The sequence below is a fragment of the Leeuwenhoekiella nanhaiensis genome, assembly GCF_002744755.1.
GTDB lineage: Bacteria > Bacteroidota > Bacteroidia > Flavobacteriales > Flavobacteriaceae > Leeuwenhoekiella > Leeuwenhoekiella nanhaiensis.
The window spans coordinates 271,474-291,148 of the sequence record NZ_KZ319290.1 but is presented as its reverse complement, the minus strand read 5'-3'; the positions used below and the strand labels follow the sequence as shown (position 1 = coordinate 291,148).

Here is a 19,675-nt window from a genome sequence, read left to right as displayed (position 1 = left end):
CTGGGGTTTTGCTAAGCATAATTTCTATGGAAAATATTAAAACAATAAAATTCTCAAGGGTTGATTCGGCTAAGTTCTTCCGCACCCTGAATAAGCGCGTAAACACTTACTTTAAAGAAAACAATGTAGAACGTACCGGTAACTGGAAACTATACCTGAAAACAGCAGTGATGTTTTCTCTGTTTCTGGCACCCTACTTTCTGATTCTTACGCTTAACCTTCCGGGCTGGGCGCAGCTCCTGCTCACTATTGTTATGGGCGTGGGAATGGCCGGTGTGGGAATGAATGTGATGCACGACGGGAATCACGGATCCTTTTCGAAGAAAAAGTGGGTAAACAAAATGATGGGAAGCAGCATTTACATTCTTGCCGGAAATGTGTATAACTGGCAGGTACAACACAATGTACTGCATCATACCTATACCAATATTCACGGGCACGATGAAGATCTGGAAGCAGGTCGTATTCTGCGCTTCTCCAAACACGCCCCGTGGTATAAACATCACCGTTTTCAACATTACTATTCTATTTTTCTTTACGGTTTGCTCACCTTCAACTGGGCGATTACTACCGATTTTCTTCAGATGAAACGCTATCTGAAACGTAAGTTGTCTTACGGTGAATTTCCAAATCCAAAAATTGAATGGACAAAACTGGTAATCACCAAACTCATTTATGTCGCAATCTGGATTGTGCTTCCGTTATTGATTTTAGATATCGCGTGGTGGAAAGTTCTAATCGGCTTTTTTGTGATGCACTACACCGCTGGGGTTATTCTTAGCGTGGTGTTTCAATTAGCACACGTTATTGATGAGGCTGATATGCCGCTACCTGACAAATCGGGCACTATGAAAAACACCTGGGCTATTCACCAGTTGTTTACCACTGTTAACTTTTCGACTAAAAACCGAATCGTAAACTGGTTTACAGGAGGGCTTAACCATCAGGTGGAGCACCATATTTTCCCGCACATCAGTCATATTCACTATACCAAGATTTCTAAAATTGTACGGGAAACCGCGCAGGAGTTTAACCTGCCTTACAATGAGTATAAAACTACACGTAAAGCGATTATTGCTCATTTTAAGTACTTAAAAGAAATGGGTGCGCAACCCAATTTACAATCTGCTTAATTTAATTTCTTAATGGAAACACTTACCAATCAACTATCTGACCGAATCAATAATTTGGCCGCATCTGCTACGCTTGCAATGGCCGCAAAAGCACGTGAACTGCGTGCGGAAGGAAAAGACATCATAGGCCTTAGCCTGGGTGAGCCTGACTTCAACACTCCAGATTTTATTAAAGATGCCGCTATACAAGCTATAAATGATAACTACAACTCCTACTCACCGGTTGACGGTTATGTAGAGCTTAAAGATGCGATCATTACTAAATTTAAAAGAGACAATAATCTTACCTACGATCGCAGTCAGATTGTGGTTTCAACCGGAGCCAAGCAGTCTTTATACAATATCGCACAGGTATGCATAAACCCGGGTGACGAAGTGATTTTACCCTGCCCGTATTGGGTAAGCTATGCAGATATCGTTCAACTGGCGGAAGGTGTTCCGGTAGAAGTACAAACTTCTATCGATACCAACTTTAAGATGACTCCTGAGCAGCTTGAGGCAGCGATTACCCCAAAGACCAAAATGCTTTGGTACAGTTCGCCCTGTAACCCTAGTGGTTCTATTTACAGCGAGAAGGAGCTTCGTGCTCTTGCAGATGTATTGCAAAAATACCCACACATCGTTGTGGTAAGTGACGAGATTTACGAGCACATCAATTATGTAGGCGGTCACGCCAGTATGGCTCAGTTTGAAGATATGTACGATCGTACGGTAACGGTTAACGGAGTTGCGAAAGCTTTTGCTATGACCGGATGGCGTATTGGGTACATTGGAGCCCCATCGTACATTGCCCGCGCCTGTAATAAAATTCAGGGGCAGGTAACCAGTGGTGCCAACTGTATTGCGCAGCGTGCCGTAATTACAGCCCTTGAAGCGCCTGTGAGCAAGATTCAATATATGGTTGATGAATTTAAAGAGCGTAGAAAGCTTATTTTAGATTTACTCAGCGATATTGAAGGTTTTGAATGCGTTGAGCCTGAAGGTGCTTTCTATGTATTTCCGAACATCACACACTTTATAGGCAAAACCCTAAACGGAAAGACGATTAACAATGCTTCAGACTTTGCAATTTATTTGCTGGAAGAAGCAAATGTTGCAACTGTAACCGGTGAAGCTTTTGGAAATCCCAACTGTATCCGTATTTCATACGCCGCAAGTCAGGATCAAATCAAAGAAGCTTTGGCCCGCATCAAGAAAGCGGTTTCTTAATTAGGAGCTATATAAAACAGAAAAAGCGACCTCAACGGGTCGCTTTTTTTATTGGCTAATTCAAATAGGTTTCGTTTACATTTTAGGAAGCAAAACGGTATCAATTACGTGGATCACTCCGTTAGACTGGTTTACATCAGCAATAGTTACGGTCGCAACATTACCTGCCTGATCTTTGATTTTTACCATATCTCCATCTAGCATTCCGTAAAGGGTTTGACCGTTAACGGTTGTCCATTCTGCCACTCCATTACCTGCCTTAATATCTGCAATAATATCGGCAGCACTGTTTTTTCCTGCAATAACGTGGTAGGTTAAAACACCTTGTAAGGCCTTCTTATTCTCAGGCTTCAATAAGCTGGCAACGGTACCATCAGGTAGTTTTTCAAAAGCAGCATTTGTAGGTGCTAAAACAGTGAAGGGTCCTTCGCTTTGTAGTGTTTCAACCAAATCTGCAGCCTGTACTGCGGCTACCAGAGTTGTATGATCTTTAGAGTTTACTGCATTCTCTACAATGTTCTTTGTAGGATACATTTCTGCCCCACCTACCATTTTGGTTTCCTGAGCAAAACCTGTTGAAGATACAGCGAGTGAGCAAGTCATTACTAAAGCTGCGAATACATTTTTGATTTTCATAGTGTAAGTTTTTTTTTTAGTTACACCTACACATACGTTGGTCAGGAAGCTGTTGGTTTTAGGATATTGGGCTTTAGCAAAATATTAACAAATTAGACCGTCTCCGTCCGCTTTGCCATTAGGTCTTTAATGATCATATCTGCGTGTACCCGTGTGTTTTCGATAAAGAGTTTGCTGGTACGCATCCCGCTGTTGATTACTCCGGCAACATAAACATTAGACAAGGGCGTTTCAAGCGTTTCGGGATGGTGAATGGGTTTTTTAGCATCTTCCTCGTCAATAGGCAGTCCCAGGTTTTCGAAAAGCGAATAATCTGGCGTATAGCCTATCATCGCGAGGACAAAATCATTTTCAATCTCAATCTCTCCATCGGGCGTGTTTAAAACAACCGAATAAGGTTTGATCTCCTTAACAGTTGTATTGAAATACGCCTTGATCGAACCTTCCTTGATTCGGTTTTCAATATTGGGTTTTATCCAGTATTTGGTCTTTTTGTAAATCTCGTCACCCCGAATGGCCATGGTGACCTCAGCTCCCTTATAATAGGTCTCAAGCGCCACATCACAAGCCGAATTTGCCGCACCAATCACCAGTATTTTCTGGTTGACATATGGATGCGGACTGTCGTAAAAATGTTTCACTTTGGGCAACTCCTCTCCCGGAATGTTGAGTTTACGAGCCGTATCGTAAAAACCGGTAGATACAATTACTGCTTCGGTTTTAAAATCTTCTTTTGGCGTTTTAATACGGTAAGAATCACCATCCTTCTCCATGTGTTCCACCGGACTGTACAGGCGTACGTTGAGCTTCCAGCTATCATAAACCCGGCGGTAATACTCTAAGGCTTCCTTACGGGTGGGCTTATCATTGTGCGCTACGAAAGGTACATCACCTATTTCCAGTAAGTTAGAGGTGGAGAAAAAGGTCATCTGCTCCGGGAAATTGTAAAGGGAATTTACCAGCACTCCTTTTTCCAAAACCAGATATTCAAGATTCGCCTTTTTTGCAGCAATGGCACAGGCCAGACCTATAGGGCCGGCTCCAATAATAATGAGATCGTACTTTTTCAAAACGCTTCCTTTTAGCTTAAAATGAAATCTGATAATCTTTGAATCAGACCTAATTTCTTTTTCTGTAAAGTTAACCGATACTAGCGATTACGCCAAAAGAACGGCGTTAACAGTATCAAAACAGTGAAGAGTTCAAGACGACCAATAAGCATCAAAAAGGCACACCACCACTTCCCGACTGCAGGAAGGGCATCAAAATTGTTCACCGGACTTAATATTCCAAATGCAGGTCCCACGTTACCTAAAGAGGAGGCGGAACCGCCCAGAGCTGTTGGAAAATCAAGACCCATAGAAGCCAGACCACAAGCACCGATGATCCAGGCTAAAAGATAGAGAATAAAAAAGCCTAGAATATTGAATACGATTTCTTTAGGCACCGCCTTACCATTATGGCGTACCGGTAAAATAGCATTCGGGTGCAGGGTGCGTTTAAACTCCAGCAGACCGTTACGAATGATCATTAAATGCCGCACCACTTTTATTCCACCCGAAGTAGAACCCGCCGAGCCTCCTAAAAACATCAATCCAAAGAAGATTATGGTGGCAAAAGGCGCCCACATTGTAAAATCTGCCGACACAAAACCCGTTGTGGTAATGACTGAAATTACCTGGAAGAGGCCATGCCTCAAAGCACTCTCGTACCTTCCTAAAACCATGGGATGGTCTATTGAAGAAGCACTTACGTCAGCCCTAAAAAGTATGATCGCCACAATAAGAACAGTGAAACCCAGAATAAATGAAAAGTAAAGTTTAAACTCTTCGTCCTTCCACACATTACGCAGCTTTCCTTTAAAGGCAAAATAACTCAACACGAAGTTTGTACCTGCCAGGAACATAAATACAATAATAATCCATTGTATGATGGGAGTATCATTCCAATACGCAACACTGGCATTTTTGGTACTAAAACCACCGGTAGAAAGCGTACTCATCGCATGGTTTATCGCATCAAGAAAAGACATCCCGGCAATTTTAAGCAGTATGGTTTCGGCAACGGTGTAGCCAAAATAAATCAGCCAAAGCCGCTTTGCTGTATCGGTAATACGCGGGTGTAGTTTATCCGCGTTGGGGCCCGGTGCTTCGGCAGCAAAGAGCTGCATCCCGCCAATTCCCAACAAAGGTAAGATTGCAATAGCCAAAACGATAATACCCATCCCTCCGATCCAGTGGGTGGTGCTGCGCCAAAACAGAATTCCGTTTGGGATGGCTTCTATATCATTTAAAATAGAAGCTCCTGTCGTGGTATAACCGCTTATGGTTTCAAAAAAGGCATTCGTGATAGAAGGTATAGAACCCGTAAATAAATAAGGAAGACAGCCACTCAGAGACATAAATATCCATCCAAACGTAACCACAATATAACCCTCCCGCTTTTGGATCTCCTTTTTGTGATCCCGGGTAAAAAACATAAACACCAATCCTACAAAAATAGTGATGAGTCCGGCTGAAATGATCCCCAGCGCTACCGATACATCATCGTAGAAATAGCCAATTATTGCTGATATAAGCATAAAGCCGCCATTAAAGAGCAGCAGTAAGCCCATCAGGTGAAAAATTATACGGTAGTTAAGTCTGACTCTGTTTGGCATTAGATAAACATACGTTCAACTTTGTTGATAGAGCGCAGCAGGCAGCATACCACAATGCGGTCACCCACCTGTATTTTATTTTCGCCCAAAGCAATGATTCCTACCCCATCACGTACAATACCACCTATGGTTGCTGATCTTGGGAAATCAATATCTTTTATACGCTTGCCTATAACTTTTGAATTGGGCTTGGCGATAAACTCAAGCAACTCTGCATTCATATTGTTGAGCTTGGTCATTGCGACCACATCACCTTTTCTGATGTATCTGAAAATATTATTTGCTGCAAGCAGCTTTTTATTGATCAGCGTATCAATGCCAATACTGTGCGAAAGCTGAAAATAATCCATATTCTCAACCAGCGCGATAGTTTTTTTAACGCCTTTTGATTTGGCCACGAGGCACGACATGATATTGGTCTCGCTGTTTCCGGTAACCGCGATAAAGGCATCCATATCGTAGATATTCTCCTCTTCGAGCAATTCTACATTTCTTCCGTCACCATTAATCACCAAAGCTTTTGGCAATTTTTCGGCAATATCAAAAGCCTTATCGTTGTCCTTTTCAACCAGCTTTACATTAAAACTTTCAGAACATAAATCACGAGCGGTTTTAAAGCCGATTTTACTTCCGCCCAAAATCATCACATTTTTAATATCCTCGTGTACCTTACCGGTAAGCTTGTATATTTCCTCAACCCCGCCTTTTACGGTCATAAAATACACCTGATCGCCTTCTTTGAAAATGGTATCTCCCCGGGGAATTAAGGTATATTGTGTGCCTTCGCGCTGAATGGCGATTGGCATAAAATGCAGTTCAGGAAAAATACGGGCTGCTTCCTTGACACTTTTACCTACAAAAGAAGCGGTACGACTCAGAGAAGTCCCAACCATCGTTAAAGCCCCCTCTTCAAACTCGTAACTATCATTAAAGGCAGACTGACTCAGCAGCAATTCAATTTCTGATGCGGCCAGACTTTCGGGTGAAATCAGTTCATCAATACCAAATTTTTTAAATCCGGCGACTTCCTGATTTTCTATAAATTCTGTATTGGATATTCGGGCAATGGTGCGCTTGGCTCCCATTTGCTTAGCCAGCACACAAACTGTAATATTAGTAGTCTCACTTGCTGTTACCGCAATAATAAGGTCTGTGCTGTCAATGCGGGCGTCTTTCAGCGTTTGTATTGAAGTGGAATCGCCGCGTATGGTTCTAATATCGAGATGCGTATCGGCATAGGCAATACTTTCCTTGTCGATGTCAATCAGGGTGATATCCTGAGATTCAAAAGAAAGAAGTTTTGCCAGGTGAAATCCAACTTCACCGGCACCAGCAATTACGATTTTCATAGTTCTCTTTAAAATCTAAAAAAATCCCGAAACACAAGCATTCATAGGGGCTGATGAGAAAGGATTACGATTAAGACCAGCAAGTTATTTTAACCGGCTAGTAAATAAAGTGTTGCAAAGATACATTATTCACAAGTATCGCCCGAAAAATTAAGAACTCTCCAACACCGCTCTTTCTTTAAAATCAAAAACTCAACGAGAGCATCTGATGACAAACACTATATTTGCTAAAAAATTAGCGATGAGCGGCAATATAAATCCTTACAAAAATTCTGACCAGACCAAGCGCCAACAGGTTGAAAAGATGTTTGATACCATTTCTGGTGAGTATGACGGTCTTAATCGGGTTATTTCTTTTGGTATTGATGTCAAATGGCGTAAAAAAGTAGTTAAACTTGTAGGTGACACGCAACCCGAACGCGTTCTGGATGTAGCCACAGGTACGGGAGACCTAGCCATTAACCTGGTTAAGACCGGAGCAAAAGAAATCATTGGTCTTGATATTTCTGCCGGAATGCTCAACGTGGGCAAAGCTAAAATCAAACAAAAAGGTCTTGATGCCCAGATCGAAATGGTGCAGGGCGATTCGGAAAACCTTCCGTTTGAAGAGAATCATTTTGATGCAATTACTGTCGCTTTCGGTATTCGGAATTTTGAAACCCTCGAAAAAGGCCTGGCCGAAATTCTACGCGTACTCAAACCCGGAGGAATTTTTGTCATTCTGGAAACTTCGGTGCCTACAAAAACACCTTTTAAACAGGGCTATAACCTGTATTCCCGAAGAATTCTGCCCCTTATAGGCCGTGTTTTTTCTAAAGATCGTGACGCTTATGCCTATTTGAGCGAAAGCGCATCGGTTTTCCCTTACGGAGAACGACTTAACAATATTTTGCGCAAAATTGGGTTTACTAATGTTGAAGATCACCCACAAACTTTTGGGGTGGCCACCATTTACACAGCATCAAAATAAATTTATGCGCAGGTTACTACTTTCAGCCTTCTTATTAATTTTCTTCGTACCATCGCTTCAGGCGCAGTTTCTTACGCGTGAGCGGGTACTTAACGATGAGAATTTTGATAAAAAACCCTGGAGCTGGGGCTATTACTTCGGCGTTAACCGCTACGATTTCAACTTTGACTATTACGAGCAGCGGCCCGATATTTTTGTGGAGCAAAGCTATGGCTTTAACGTAGGTCTGCTGGGCAACAAGCGCATCAATGATTATTTAGACCTACGCCTTGAACCCGGACTCGTCTACAACGGCCGAAACCTTATTTTTACTGACATTCCCGGAGAAGATAATGACCGCTTGCGCGAACTGAACTCCACCTACATTCACATTCCGTTACTTTTAAAGTTTTCAACCAAAAGGCTCAATAATTTCAAACCCTTTGTAGTGGGCGGCGTCAGTTACTCGTATAACCTTTCGAGCAACGAAAAAAACCCGGATGATAACAGTGCAGGGCAGTTTCGAATGACTAACAATACCTTTTATTATGAAGTAGGTTTTGGTATTGATTTATACCTGCCCTATTTTAAATTTTCACCCAGCATACGCGGCGTATTCGCATTAAGCGACGAGCTGGTACGCGACGAAGACCCTAACAGTCTGTATACTTCAAACATTGAAGTTATGCAGTCACGGGGTATCTTTTTAAATTTCACCTTTCAATAATGTGGCAAACCGATTTATATAGAGAGAAACACGGCTTTGTTTTTAATTACGGCAAAGACCTCCTGAGCATGCTCAATCCGCAGGCCGGCGAGCGCATTCTTGATCTGGGTTGCGGGACGGGCGAACTTACTGCGGCAATTGCAGAAAGTGGCGCCGAACTCGTGGGGCTCGATGCTTCAGAAAAAATGATTGAGGCGGCAAAGGCCAAATTTCCTAACATAAAATTCATTAAAGCCAAAGGAGAAAGTTTTATCGATTCGCAACCTTACGATGCGATTTTCAGCAACGCCACTTTGCATTGGATTTTGAATCCCGAAGCTGTAATTTCCTGCATGTATAGTAATCTCAAGCCAGACGGAAGACTGCTGCTTGAAATGGGTGGCAACGGCAACATCAGCAGCATTACTACCGCGCTGAGCACAACGCTTAAAGAACACGGTTACACGAAACAATCCCGAATCACAAATTGGTATTTCCCCAAGCTGGGTACGTATTGTCATTTTCTGGAGCAGCGCGGCTTTAAGGTCACCTTTGCACATCTTTATGACAGACCTACAAAACTTCAGGATCCTGAAAATGGAATCGTGGACTGGCTTGATATGTTTGGCGGAAAATATTTTAATGACATCCCGCAGGAAGAAGCTTTGAAAATAAAACAGCAGGTTCAGGAACAGTTGCGTCCCGTTCTTTTTAAAGACGGCCATTTTTATGCAGATTATAAGCGTCTGCGTATTTGCGCCATAAAGTAGGCTATCCGCTTCGCTTAAATTCACTTACCAAAATAGCACCTGCGACAGCTACATTGAGGCTTTCGGTTTCGTGGGTGCCGAAGCGTGGAATCGCGATTCTATGCTGAACCAGAGCTTCGACTTCTTTTGAAATGCCATTGGCTTCATTTCCCAAAATTAAAATTGCATCTTGAGGTAAAGTCTGCCCATAAACCGAAGCGCCGTCCATAAACGCACCATAGACCGGATGCTGTGCTGATCTAAGATAGTGCTCCAAATCTTTGTAGTTTACGGTAACCCGCGTTAAAGAACCCATCGTAGCCTGTACCACTTTTGGATTGTAGCAATCAACTGTCTGGTTTGAGCAAATCACGTTTTTAATTCCGTACCAGTCGCAATATCTGATTATGGTACCCAGATTGCCGGGATCACGCACCTCATCGAGAACAAGAGTAAGTCCCTGATTGAGCTCCTCGCCTGCTTCAGGAATATGAAATACCGCCAGAGCTTTCTGCGGAGTTTTTAAAAAACTGATTTTCTTGAGTTCACGATCGTCTACTTCAATTCGGGATTTTTCAGTCTCAAAATAACCGGGTAAGGCATAGAGACTATGCAGGCTTAAGCTCGAGTCTAAGAACTCTTCGATCCCCTTTAAACCCTCAACCACAAAAAGACCATGCTGTTGCCGGTACTTTTTTTGAGCCAGGCTCGTTATTAATTTTATTTGGCTTTTGCTAACCACGCCTAATGTGTATTTTTGGAGTTATTTTGAAAAAACGCCCTTGCAACAAATTCCCGCAAAAATAGGATTAATATTCATTCTTCTGCTTCTTTTAGCAGGTTGCAACGCCGTTAAACGAGTGCCCGAAGGGAAACTCCTGCTTACCGAAAATGAAATCATCGTCAACGACGAGCCTGAAGAGTCCTACTCCATCAACAACATACCGTACCAGCAGCCCAATACCCGCCTGCCTTTGTTGGGCTCTCCAATACGCCTGTACATTTATAACTGGGCGCGCCCCAATATCGATTCGATCATGCAGGCACGTTTTATTGATAATGAAAACCGACGGGAATTTTACACGGCCTGGCTTTCGCGAAAGCAGCTGGATAAATACATCGACTTCAGAGTGAATTTTAATGAGGTGCTTAAGAATTTTGGCGAGGAGCCCTCAATAATCTCTGAAAACCTGGTGAAGCGCTCGGCAAACCGCTTAACGGAATATTACAACAGTAAGGGCTGGTTTAGGGCCGAAACTACCTATAAGATTCAAGGCGACAGCACGGCTAAAAAAGGACAAGTAACCTATACCGTAAATACCGGCAAGCCCTATTATATAGATTCGCTGAAAACGTTTATAAAGTCTGCAGCGGCAGATTCCATTTATCGCAAACACACGGACGAGTCAGTTATCAAAACCGGAGCTCAGTATGAATTGCTCGATATCAATGCCGAAACTGCCCGTTTAACCGATTTGATGCGTAACAACGGTTTGTTTTATTTCGATCGGGAGTATATCAGTTTTATTGGAGATTCGGTCAATACCGATTATAAGGTGAATCTGGAATTATACATCAAAAACCGGGAAATACGCAGCAGAGACTCGGTTTATGAAGTACCCTTAAAAGTGCACCGCATCAGCCGGGTTAATGTGGTAACCGACTACGGGTTTTCGCTCCGCGATAACCGTATTCAGGACAGTACATCACTCAACGACTATCATTTATATGCCTACGACGAGATACGCTACAAACCTAAATACCTCACCGATGCTATTTTTGTTAAACCCGGCGACACCTACAGCGATGAGTCGCGCAACAAATCACTAATCCGGTTGAGCCAGCTGGGTACCTTCCGGTATCCCGATTTGCGCTATTCAGAAGACCCCAACGATCCTGAAGGCACTGATCTCATTGCAAATATTTACCTGACTCCGTTACCTAAGTTTAACCTGCGGGCAGATTTTGATGTTTCGACCTCAAACATTCAGCGTTTTGGTATCGCCGGTGGTGGTTCGCTACGCATACGTAATATTCTTGGCGGGATGGAAACCCTACAGATTTCGGGACGTGCGAGTATAGGAGATTCACGTACTGCTGCCGGGAGCAACAGTCCTGAGCTTTTTGATATTACCGAAATTGGCGCTGATGTCAGCCTGACTATCCCACGTATCTTTTTCCCCATTAATACGCCATTTATAACTCCGGATATGTCTCCTTCTACTAGCTTCACAACGGGTATAGGCATACAACAAAACATAGGTCTGGATAAACAAAATGTAACCGGCGGTATAAATTACAAGTGGTCTCCTACTTCAAAACTCAATTACCGCTTTGACCTTTTTGATATTCAATACATACGCAACCTAAACATTCCTAATTATTTCAGGGTTTATGAAAACTCGTATCAGGAGCTGAATGACATAGCCCAAAATTATCCGTCTCAAACACAGGACTACATCAATGAGAATGGAGATTTGACCATACCTGACGGTTCATTGTCATTCATTAGAGATGTAAGAAACCGAAATTTCACAGTAACCACGGCAGAATTTAATGATGTCATTAACATTGAAGACCGTCGCAGACGTCTTACTGAAGACAACCTCATTTTAGCAACCTCATTTACCTATTTTAGAAATACACGCGAGACGCTATTTGATGATGAGTTCTCCAGCTTCAGAGCAAAAATTGAGTTGGCAGGAAACACATTAAGTGCATTGAGTGATTTAATAGGGCTGCCTAAAAATGAAGATGGCTCGTCCCGGGTTTTAGGCGTGCGCTTCTCGCAATATATAAAGACCGAGCTTGACTTTATCAAACACTGGGATTTTGGCAATGATAACATACTTGCAGTACGAGCATATGGAGGAATCGCTATTCCCTATGGTAATTCGAATAGCATTCCGTTTATTCGCAGTTTTTTTGGCGGTGGATCTAACGATAACCGGGCCTGGCAGGCATTCCGTCTTGGACCGGGAAGCACAGACAGCCCCAATGATTTTAACGAGGCTAACATGAAACTGGCTTTTAACGTAGAACAACGCTTTAAGATATTTGGAGACCTGAAAGGAGCTGTATTTACCGATGTTGGAAACATCTGGAACGCACTCGACAATGTTGATGACCCGCAGGCTACATTTACTGGTTTTTCCAGTCTTCGTGATATTGCAGTTGGAACAGGTTTTGGCTTTAGATACGACTTTAGCTTTTTCGTAATTCGTTTTGATATAGGCTTTAAAACCTACGATCCTGCATTACCCCTCGGAGAGCGCTGGTTTAAAAACACCAACCTGAATAATGCGGTATTTAACGTAGGTATAAATTATCCTTTCTAAAATAGAATGGGATAACCCCTAATATTTTATTAATTTTGCACACTAATTAAGAAACCAAAATTTTATGAGTCATACGATCAAACCGGGAGTTGCAACCGGAAAAGAAGTTCAGGCAATTTTTAAACACGCTAAAGAAAACGGTTATGCACTACCCGCGGTAAACGTAATCGGCTCTAACACGATCAACGGAGTTTTAGAAACAGCTGCTAAATTGAATTCCCCCGTAATCCTTCAGTTTTCTAACGGTGGAGCTCAGTTTAATGCCGGCAAAGGATATTCTAACGAAAACCAGCAGGCGGCTATCGCAGGAGGTATTGCAGGGGCAAAACACGTTCACGAATTGGCAAAACGCTATGGTGCTACCGTAATTTTACACACAGACCACTGCGCAAAAAAACTACTTCCCTGGATTGACGGTTTACTCGATGCCTCTGAAGAATACTATAAAGAACACGGGCATTCCCTTTTCAGCTCTCATATGATTGACCTGAGTGAAGAACCTCTGGAAGAAAACATTGAGCTTTGCAAAAAGTATCTGGAGCGTATGAGCAAGATGGATATGACTCTAGAGATCGAACTGGGTATTACCGGTGGTGAAGAAGATGGGGTTGACAATTCTGACGTTGATGCTTCGAAATTGTATACACAGCCTGAAGAAGTTGCTTATGCTTACGAAGAGTTGAGCAAAGTGAGCGATCAGTTTACTATCGCTGCTGCTTTTGGTAACGTACACGGGGTTTACAAGCCTGGTAACGTAAAACTTACTCCAAAAATTCTTAAGAATTCTCAGGAATACATCACAAAAAAATACGGTGTTGAAGAGAATCATATTGATTTCGTTTTCCACGGAGGAAGTGGTTCTACTGTAGAAGAAATCCGTGAAGCTATTGGCTATGGTGTAATCAAGATGAACATTGATACCGATTTACAATGGGCTTTTACTGAAGGAATTCGCAAGTATTTTGACGCCAATGCAGATTACCTGCAGGCTCAAATAGGAAACCCTACCGGTGACGATAGTCCAAACAAGAAATATTACGATCCACGCGTTTGGTTACGCAAGGGAGAAGAGTCTTTTATCGCCCGTCTGGAACAGGCTTTTGAAGATCTGAACAACGTAAATACTTTATAATTTTCGCTCTGCGAAAAAAATCTCAAAAACCCCGGAGCGCGAATTCTGGGGTTTTTCACCCTTAAAAGCTGCACTATTAAGCAGTAAAATTCTAGGCTTAACTTAAAAAGCACACATTATATGGCTTGGTTTAAACGGAAAGAAAAAGGAATTCAAACGGCTACCGAAAATAAAAAAGACGTCCCTAAAGGTCTTTGGTACAAATCTCCTACCGGAAAAATTATCGACTCTGAGGAATTGGCTAAAAATTTCTACGTGAGTCCGGAAGATGACTATCACGTACGCATAGGCAGTGAGGAATATTTTTCGATCCTTTTTGACGAAGGCAAATACAAGGAACTTGACAAAAACCTGACTTCAAAAGATCCTTTGAATTTTGAAGACACTAAAAAATACGTTGACCGTCTTAAAGATGCCGAAAACAAAACCGGCCTGAAAGACGCTGTGCGCACCGCAGTAGGCAAAAGTATGGGCAAAGACCTCGTAGTTGCTGCGATGGATTTCAAATTTATTGGTGGTTCTATGGGTTCTGTTGTAGGCGAAAAAATTGCCCGTGCGGCAGATTATTCCCTTAAAAACAATGTGCCTTTACTCATCATTTCAAAATCTGGTGGTGCTCGTATGATGGAAGCTGCATTATCATTAATGCAACTTGCTAAAACCTCAGCTAAGCTGGCTCAACTTGCAGAAGCTAAAATACCTTACATCTCACTTTGTACAGATCCTACAACGGGTGGTACAACTGCATCTTTTGCAATGCTGGGAGACATTAATATTTCTGAACCCGGTGCTCTTATTGGGTTTGCAGGTCCGCGTGTGGTGCGCGATACAACCGGGCAGGAATTACCGGAAGATTTTCAAACAGCAGAATTTTTAAAGGAGCACGGTTTCCTTGATTTTATTGCACACCGTAAGGAATTGAAAGCAAAGGTAAACCTGTATCTCGATTTGATTTTAAATCAACCTGTTAGAAATTAATCAGGCCTTGATGACTTTATTTTTGAAAGTAAAAAACTCCTTTACTTATCAAAATTAATTGTATCTTTGCCGGCTCAACGGGAAAAGCCCGTTATACATAAAAACTATTTAAATAATATTGGCATGTATCTTACACAAGAAAAGAAAGATGAAATTTTCAGCACTTACGGTAAAGACAAGAACGATACCGGTTCTGCTGAAGGACAGATTGCGTTATTCACATACCGCATCAACCATTTAACCGGGCATTTAAAAAACAACCGTAAAGACTTTAACACAGAGCGTTCTTTGGTAAAGTTAGTAGGTAAGCGCAGAGCATTACTTGACTACTTAACCAAGAAAGATATCAACAGATATCGTGCTATCGTTAAGGAATTAGGTTTAAGAAAATAATTCTCGAAAAGGGGCTGTTTTACAGCCCCTTTTATTTTTACCTGTCTCGTTGTTTAAAACAGCAGACCCTATTTTAAAGCCGCTTAGCGGCAAAAGTCCCGAAAGGGCAAAGAAAGCTATCCTTGGGTTTTTCATTGGTCAAACACTACACACAACACAACAGACCTTGCCTTTAACCTTGATGGTTAACGGCTTATGTTTAACCGCATCCTGATTAGGATGCAGATGAAAAATCAAATTTATGATTCCAAAGACTTTTAAAGAGGTCATTGACCTTGGTGACGGTAGAGAAATCTCTATCGAAACCGGAAAACTTGCAAAACAGGCACACGGATCTGTAGTTGTACAATCAGGTAAATGTATGTTGCTGTGTACTGTAGTATCAAACTACCAGCAGAGTGATGTAGATTTTCTTCCATTGACGGTAGACTACCGTGAGAAGTTTGCTGCAGCCGGTCGTTATCCGGGAGGTTTCTTCAAGAGAGAGGCTCGTCCCAGCGATGGTGAAGTATTGACTATGCGTCTTGTTGACCGCGTTTTGCGTCCCCTGTTCCCAAAAGATTATCACGCAGAAACTCAGGTGATGATTCAGTTGATGTCTCACGATGAAGAGGTTATGCCAGATGCGATGGCAGGTCTCGCAGCTTCTGCAGCTATTCAACTTTCTGACTTCCCTTTTGAGTGCCCTATTTCTGAGGTACGCGTAGGTCGTGTAAACGGTGAGTTTATCATCAACCCATCACGCAAGCAATTGGAAGAATCTGATATCGACATGGTAATTGGTGCTTCTGCTGATTCTGTGATGATGGTTGAAGGTGAAATGAACGAAATTTCTGAAGAAGAAATGACCGAGGCTATCAAAGCCGCTCACGAGGCCATTAAAGTTCAGTGTGCTGCACAGGTACGCCTTGCGGAAGCATTCGGCAAAAAAGCAACCCGTGAGTACGAGCCTGAGCGCGAAGATGCAGATCTTGAGAAAAAGGTGCGTGATTTGGTATACGACAAAGTATATGAAGTTGCTAAAGCCGGTTCTGCAAAACACGAACGCAGTGCTGCATTCCAACAAATTAAAGAAGAAGTAACCGCAACCTTCTCTGAAGAAGAACTTGAAGATTTCGGTTCACTGGTTTCTAAATATTTCTATAAGGCCGAAAAAGCAGCAGTTAGAGACCTTACTCTTAACGAAGGACTTCGTTTAGACGGTCGTAAAACTACAGAGATACGTCCTATCTGGTGTGAGGTTGATTATTTACCGTCTGTACACGGTTCGTCAATTTTTACCCGTGGGGAAACTCAGGCTCTTGCGACGGTAACCCTAGGTACTTCAAGAGAAGCTAACCAGATTGACATGCCTTCTTTTGAGGGAGAAGAAAAATTCTATCTGCACTACAACTTCCCTCCTTTCTCAACCGGTGAAGCCCGCCCTATTCGCGGAACTTCACGTCGTGAGGTAGGTCACGGTAACCTGGCACAGCGTGCACTTAAAGGTATGGTACCAGCAGATTGCCCGTATACTGTACGTGTGGTATCAGAAGTATTGGAATCTAACGGTTCCTCTTCTATGGCAACCGTTTGTGCCGGTACAATGGCGCTTATGGATGCCGGTGTTCAGCTTAAGAAGCCTGTTTCCGGTATTGCAATGGGTCTTATTTCTGATGGAGAAAGTGGCAAATACGCAGTACTTTCAGACATTTTAGGTGATGAAGATCACTTAGGAGATATGGACTTTAAAGTAACCGGTACGGCAGATGGTATCACCGCTTGCCAGATGGATATTAAAGTAAAAGGTCTTTCTTACGAAATTCTTGTAAAAGCTTTAAAACAAGCTCGCGAAGGTCGTTTACACATCCTTGAAAAACTTACCGACACTATAGCAGAACCTCGCGAAGACGTGAAGGAATATGCTCCTAAAATGGTTACTACCCGTATTGCCAATGAATACATTGGTGCACTTATAGGACCTGGAGGTAAAGTTATTCAGGAATTGCAGAAAGAAACCAATACTACGATCGTTATTAATGAAGATCCGGTTACCGAAGAAGGTATCGTGGAAATTCTGGGTACCGGTCAGGAAGGAATCAACGCAGTTCTTGCTAAGATCGATTCAATAACCTTCAAGCCTGTGGTAGGTAACAGCTACAAAGTAAAAGTGATCAAGATGCTCGATTTTGGTGCTGTGGTAGAATATTTAGATGCTCCGGGTAACGAAGTATTGTTACACGTATCTGAATTAGCCTGGGAACGTACTGAGAACGTAAGTGACGTGGTGAATATGGGAGATGTATTTGAAGTGAAATACTTCGGTATCGACTCCAGAACTAAAAAAGAGAAAGTTTCGCGTAAGGCCCTGCTTGAAAAACCGGAAGGTTACAAAGAGCGTGCTCCACGTAGCGACAATAAAGATCGCGGATCTCGAGATAATAACAGAGGTGGTAGAGACAACCGCAACAGAGATCGCAGAAGAGACTAATTCAGTTTAATCTCAAAATTTAAAGGAGCCTAATGGCTCCTTTTTTTTGCACATACCTTTCTGATAACTAGAACAATATGCTCTAAAATAATATTAGTTAATTATCAATATTGCATTAATTCGAGTCAAAAAGCATGACTAACTGACATAACTACAGCATTTGGCAGAAAAACTGCCAAAATCGCAAGACACTTTCAAATATTAATCTTTAACATTTACTTAGCAATACCCGCTCAAGCCTTATAGAATAGGGGCCTCAGAAGAACTTATTTTATAAGGAACTATCTGACGCCGTTCTGGTTCTACTCTCGTATGGTCCTTGCACTATATAGAGCGAACTAATTAATAAAAACTTATCTAATGAAAGTATTAGTATTGGGTGCAGGCAACATGGGACTTACCTATGCAGAAGGAATGGCGACATCTCCATTCCTCGGAAAGCGTAAACTTATGATTTACGATGTCTCCCCACAAAAAACGGAAGCTCTTTCAACCATGGCGCAGTTTGATGCGTACGATAGTATTGAAGATTGTGTGCCACAGGCTGACGTTATCTTTTTGGCTGTTAAGCCTTATCACAAAGAGTCTCTCTTTGAATCTATAAAACCCTATATCAATCAGGAGCAAGTATTTGTTTCTTTGATGGCAGGAGTTACCATAGAAACGATTCAAAATGGATTAGGCATTAAAAAAGTAATACGTACGATGCCTAATTTACCCGCCAAAGTAGGTAAAGGTGTTACTTCTTTCACAGAATCTAAAGAAGTAAGTCGAATCGAATTACTTACGGTACGTAGTCTTCTGGACACAACAGGTGCGTCAATACATGTTGAAACCGAAAATTTCATTGATGCTTCAACCGGTATTTCTGGTAGTGGACCTGCATATATATTTTATTTTATGCAATCTATGCTTGAAGCAGCATTAAAAATGGGCTTCAGCAGCAACGATTCTAAAGTTTTAGTATCACAAACATTTGAAGGTGCTGTTGCATTATTCAATGATTCTGATCTGTCACCAGAAACCTGGATGGATCGTGTAGCTTCAAAGGGAGGAACTACCCGTGCTGCCTTAGATTCAATGGAAGATAATAACGTAAAAGAATTAATTAAAGAAGCTGCATATGCAGCGTTTAACCGCGCAACAGAACTCGGTAAAGAAAAATAAGATGAAGAAAAGAAAACGCGTAGTTATAAAAGTAGGAACTAACGTAATGACGAATAGGAACAACAGAATTGTTGGCCCCGTTCTTCACGAACTTGTAAGACAAATAGCAGAATTATATGAGAAAGGATATCAGCCCGTGCTGGTTTCTTCAGGTTCTGCGATTGCCGGTAAAGAGGTTTTAGGAGAATGCAACTCTGACGATCCTTCAACTCGAAGACAAATATTTTCTTCGGTAGGACAGCCGCGTATGATGCGTCACTACTATACACTATTTAATAGTTTTGGTATGCATTGCGCGCAATTACTGGCGACTAAAAGAGATTTCGCTCCAGGTAAGCATCGCGAAAACATGATTAATTGTTATGAGGGATTGCTATCTGAAGGTATTGTACCTATCGCTAATGAAGATGATGCTGTATCACTTACCATGTCTATGTTTACAGATAATGATGAGCTAGCAAGTCTTGTAGCTGAATTAATCGATGCGGATGCTCTTATCTTGCTTACAGATACAGATGGCTTGTACACAGGTCACCCTGATGATGACGATTCCGAAAAAATAAGTGAAGTACATCCTGAACAGAATGTTGAAAAATACGTTCAGGAAAACCGAAAAGCAGAAGGTGAAGGCCGTGGTGGTATGAAATCGAAATTAAAGATTGCCAAAGAAACTGCCCGCAAGAACATCACCTGCTACATAGCAAATGGTAAGCGACATAATGTTATTATCGATTTGCTGGAAGGTAAAGAGATTGGTACAAAATTCTCAGAGACCAAGTAAAATCTTTGGCTTAAACTAATCCGAAA

17 protein-coding genes are annotated in these 19,675 nt (G+C 42.0%); 12 read left to right on the top strand and 5 right to left on the bottom strand.

Annotation, left to right across the window (positions count from 1 at the left end):
- Positions 1-26: 26 nt before the first annotated feature.
- Positions 27-1,133 (top strand): fatty acid desaturase family protein, encoded by a 1,107-nt coding sequence (locus CJ305_RS10135; protein WP_099646146.1) that lies wholly within the window; start codon positions 27-29, stop codon positions 1,131-1,133.
- 12 nt (positions 1,134-1,145) lie between these two features.
- Complete coding sequence (locus CJ305_RS10130) at positions 1,146-2,342, top strand: pyridoxal phosphate-dependent aminotransferase (protein WP_099646145.1); 1,197 nt, start codon at positions 1,146-1,148, stop codon at positions 2,340-2,342.
- A 75-nt stretch (positions 2,343-2,417) separates the two neighbouring features.
- Here CJ305_RS10130 and CJ305_RS10125 read toward each other — a convergent pair whose 3' ends face one another.
- The 4 genes from CJ305_RS10125 to trkA form a co-directional block, all read right to left on the bottom strand.
- Positions 2,418-2,978, bottom strand: a complete 561-nt coding sequence (locus CJ305_RS10125; RefSeq protein WP_099646144.1) for a fasciclin domain-containing protein — start codon at positions 2,976-2,978, stop codon at positions 2,418-2,420.
- A 92-nt stretch (positions 2,979-3,070) separates the two neighbouring features.
- Positions 3,071-4,048 carry a YpdA family putative bacillithiol disulfide reductase gene (locus CJ305_RS10120; RefSeq protein ID WP_099646143.1) on the bottom strand — a complete coding sequence of 326 codons (978 nt, stop codon included), beginning with the start codon at positions 4,046-4,048 and terminating at the stop codon, positions 3,071-3,073.
- 80 nt (positions 4,049-4,128) lie between these two features.
- The gene (locus CJ305_RS10115) at positions 4,129-5,637 is read right to left on the bottom strand and encodes a TrkH family potassium uptake protein (protein ID WP_099646142.1); all 1,509 of its coding nucleotides are present in this window, start codon (positions 5,635-5,637) and stop codon (positions 4,129-4,131) included.
- Entirely contained in the window at positions 5,637-6,986 is a 1,350-nt protein-coding gene (trkA, locus tag CJ305_RS10110) for a Trk system potassium transporter TrkA (protein ID WP_099646141.1), read from the bottom strand. Before trkA ends, CJ305_RS10115 begins: the two co-directional genes overlap by 1 nt.
- 241 nt (positions 6,987-7,227) lie before the next feature.
- Here trkA and ubiE point away from each other — a divergent pair, with 241 nt between their 5' ends.
- From ubiE to CJ305_RS10095, 3 genes are read left to right on the top strand one after another with little or no spacing between them, the layout of a single operon-like run.
- Positions 7,228-7,956, top strand: a complete 729-nt coding sequence (ubiE, locus tag CJ305_RS10105; RefSeq protein ID WP_099646263.1) for a bifunctional demethylmenaquinone methyltransferase/2-methoxy-6-polyprenyl-1,4-benzoquinol methylase UbiE — start codon at positions 7,228-7,230, stop codon at positions 7,954-7,956.
- A gap of 4 nt (positions 7,957-7,960) precedes the next feature.
- Positions 7,961-8,662, top strand: a complete 702-nt coding sequence (porT, locus tag CJ305_RS10100) for a type IX secretion/gliding motility protein PorT/SprT (protein ID WP_099646140.1) — start codon at positions 7,961-7,963, stop codon at positions 8,660-8,662.
- Positions 8,662-9,411, top strand: a complete 750-nt coding sequence (locus tag CJ305_RS10095; protein WP_099646139.1) for a class I SAM-dependent methyltransferase — start codon at positions 8,662-8,664, stop codon at positions 9,409-9,411. Before porT ends, CJ305_RS10095 begins: the two co-directional genes overlap by 1 nt.
- Position 9,412: 1 nt before the next feature.
- Here the strand turns inward: CJ305_RS10095 and CJ305_RS10090 are convergent, their stop codons facing one another.
- Positions 9,413-10,132 carry an RNA methyltransferase gene (locus CJ305_RS10090; protein ID WP_099646138.1) on the bottom strand — a complete coding sequence of 240 codons (720 nt, stop codon included), beginning with the start codon at positions 10,130-10,132 and terminating at the stop codon, positions 9,413-9,415.
- A 7-nt stretch (positions 10,133-10,139) separates the two neighbouring features.
- Here CJ305_RS10090 and tamL point away from each other — a divergent pair, with 7 nt between their 5' ends.
- The 7 genes from tamL (at position 10,140) to proB (ending at position 19,649) form a co-directional block, all read left to right on the top strand.
- Positions 10,140-12,728, top strand: a complete 2,589-nt coding sequence (tamL, locus tag CJ305_RS10085; protein ID WP_223248852.1) for a translocation and assembly module lipoprotein TamL — start codon at positions 10,140-10,142, stop codon at positions 12,726-12,728.
- Positions 12,729-12,792: 64 nt separating this feature from the next.
- A complete protein-coding gene (fbaA, locus tag CJ305_RS10080) occupies positions 12,793-13,860 on the top strand; it encodes a class II fructose-bisphosphate aldolase (protein ID WP_099646137.1) in 1,068 nt (355 codons plus the stop codon).
- Between the two features lie 120 nt (positions 13,861-13,980).
- On the top strand, positions 13,981-14,838 hold the full coding sequence (gene accD, locus CJ305_RS10075) for an acetyl-CoA carboxylase, carboxyltransferase subunit beta (RefSeq protein ID WP_099646136.1): 858 nt from the start codon (positions 13,981-13,983) through the stop codon (positions 14,836-14,838).
- A 123-nt stretch (positions 14,839-14,961) separates the two neighbouring features.
- Positions 14,962-15,231 carry a 30S ribosomal protein S15 gene (gene rpsO / locus CJ305_RS10070; protein ID WP_099646261.1) on the top strand — a complete coding sequence of 90 codons (270 nt, stop codon included), beginning with the start codon at positions 14,962-14,964 and terminating at the stop codon, positions 15,229-15,231.
- Positions 15,232-15,472: 241 nt separating this feature from the next.
- The gene (locus tag CJ305_RS10065; RefSeq protein WP_099646135.1) at positions 15,473-17,701 is read left to right on the top strand and encodes a polyribonucleotide nucleotidyltransferase; all 2,229 of its coding nucleotides are present in this window, start codon (positions 15,473-15,475) and stop codon (positions 17,699-17,701) included.
- Between the two features lie 360 nt (positions 17,702-18,061).
- Positions 18,062-18,868, top strand: coding sequence for a pyrroline-5-carboxylate reductase (proC, locus tag CJ305_RS10060; RefSeq protein WP_099646134.1), 807 nt, complete (start codon positions 18,062-18,064; stop codon positions 18,866-18,868).
- Between the two features lies 1 nt (position 18,869).
- Positions 18,870-19,649 (top strand): glutamate 5-kinase, encoded by a 780-nt coding sequence (gene proB / locus CJ305_RS10055; protein WP_099646260.1) that lies wholly within the window; start codon positions 18,870-18,872, stop codon positions 19,647-19,649.
- Positions 19,650-19,675: the final 26 nt, after the last annotated feature.

Coding starts and splice junctions, on each gene's coding strand:
- CJ305_RS10135 (WP_099646146.1), top strand. CDS start 27: ATGGAAAATATTAAAACAATAAAATTCTCAAGGGTTGATTCGGCTAAG.
- CJ305_RS10130 (WP_099646145.1), top strand. CDS start 1,146: ATGGAAACACTTACCAATCAACTATCTGACCGAATCAATAATTTGGCC.
- CJ305_RS10125 (WP_099646144.1), bottom strand. CDS start 2,978: ATGAAAATCAAAAATGTATTCGCAGCTTTAGTAATGACTTGCTCACTC.
- CJ305_RS10115 (WP_099646142.1), bottom strand. CDS start 5,637: ATGCCAAACAGAGTCAGACTTAACTACCGTATAATTTTTCACCTGATG.
- trkA (WP_099646141.1), bottom strand. CDS start 6,986: ATGAAAATCGTAATTGCTGGTGCCGGTGAAGTTGGATTTCACCTGGCA.
- ubiE (WP_099646263.1), top strand. CDS start 7,228: ATGAGCGGCAATATAAATCCTTACAAAAATTCTGACCAGACCAAGCGC.
- porT (WP_099646140.1), top strand. CDS start 7,961: ATGCGCAGGTTACTACTTTCAGCCTTCTTATTAATTTTCTTCGTACCA.
- CJ305_RS10095 (WP_099646139.1), top strand. CDS start 8,662: ATGTGGCAAACCGATTTATATAGAGAGAAACACGGCTTTGTTTTTAAT.
- fbaA (WP_099646137.1), top strand. CDS start 12,793: ATGAGTCATACGATCAAACCGGGAGTTGCAACCGGAAAAGAAGTTCAG.
- accD (WP_099646136.1), top strand. CDS start 13,981: ATGGCTTGGTTTAAACGGAAAGAAAAAGGAATTCAAACGGCTACCGAA.
- rpsO (WP_099646261.1), top strand. CDS start 14,962: ATGTATCTTACACAAGAAAAGAAAGATGAAATTTTCAGCACTTACGGT.
- CJ305_RS10065 (WP_099646135.1), top strand. CDS start 15,473: ATGATTCCAAAGACTTTTAAAGAGGTCATTGACCTTGGTGACGGTAGA.
- proC (WP_099646134.1), top strand. CDS start 18,062: ATGAAAGTATTAGTATTGGGTGCAGGCAACATGGGACTTACCTATGCA.
- proB (WP_099646260.1), top strand. CDS start 18,870: ATGAAGAAAAGAAAACGCGTAGTTATAAAAGTAGGAACTAACGTAATG.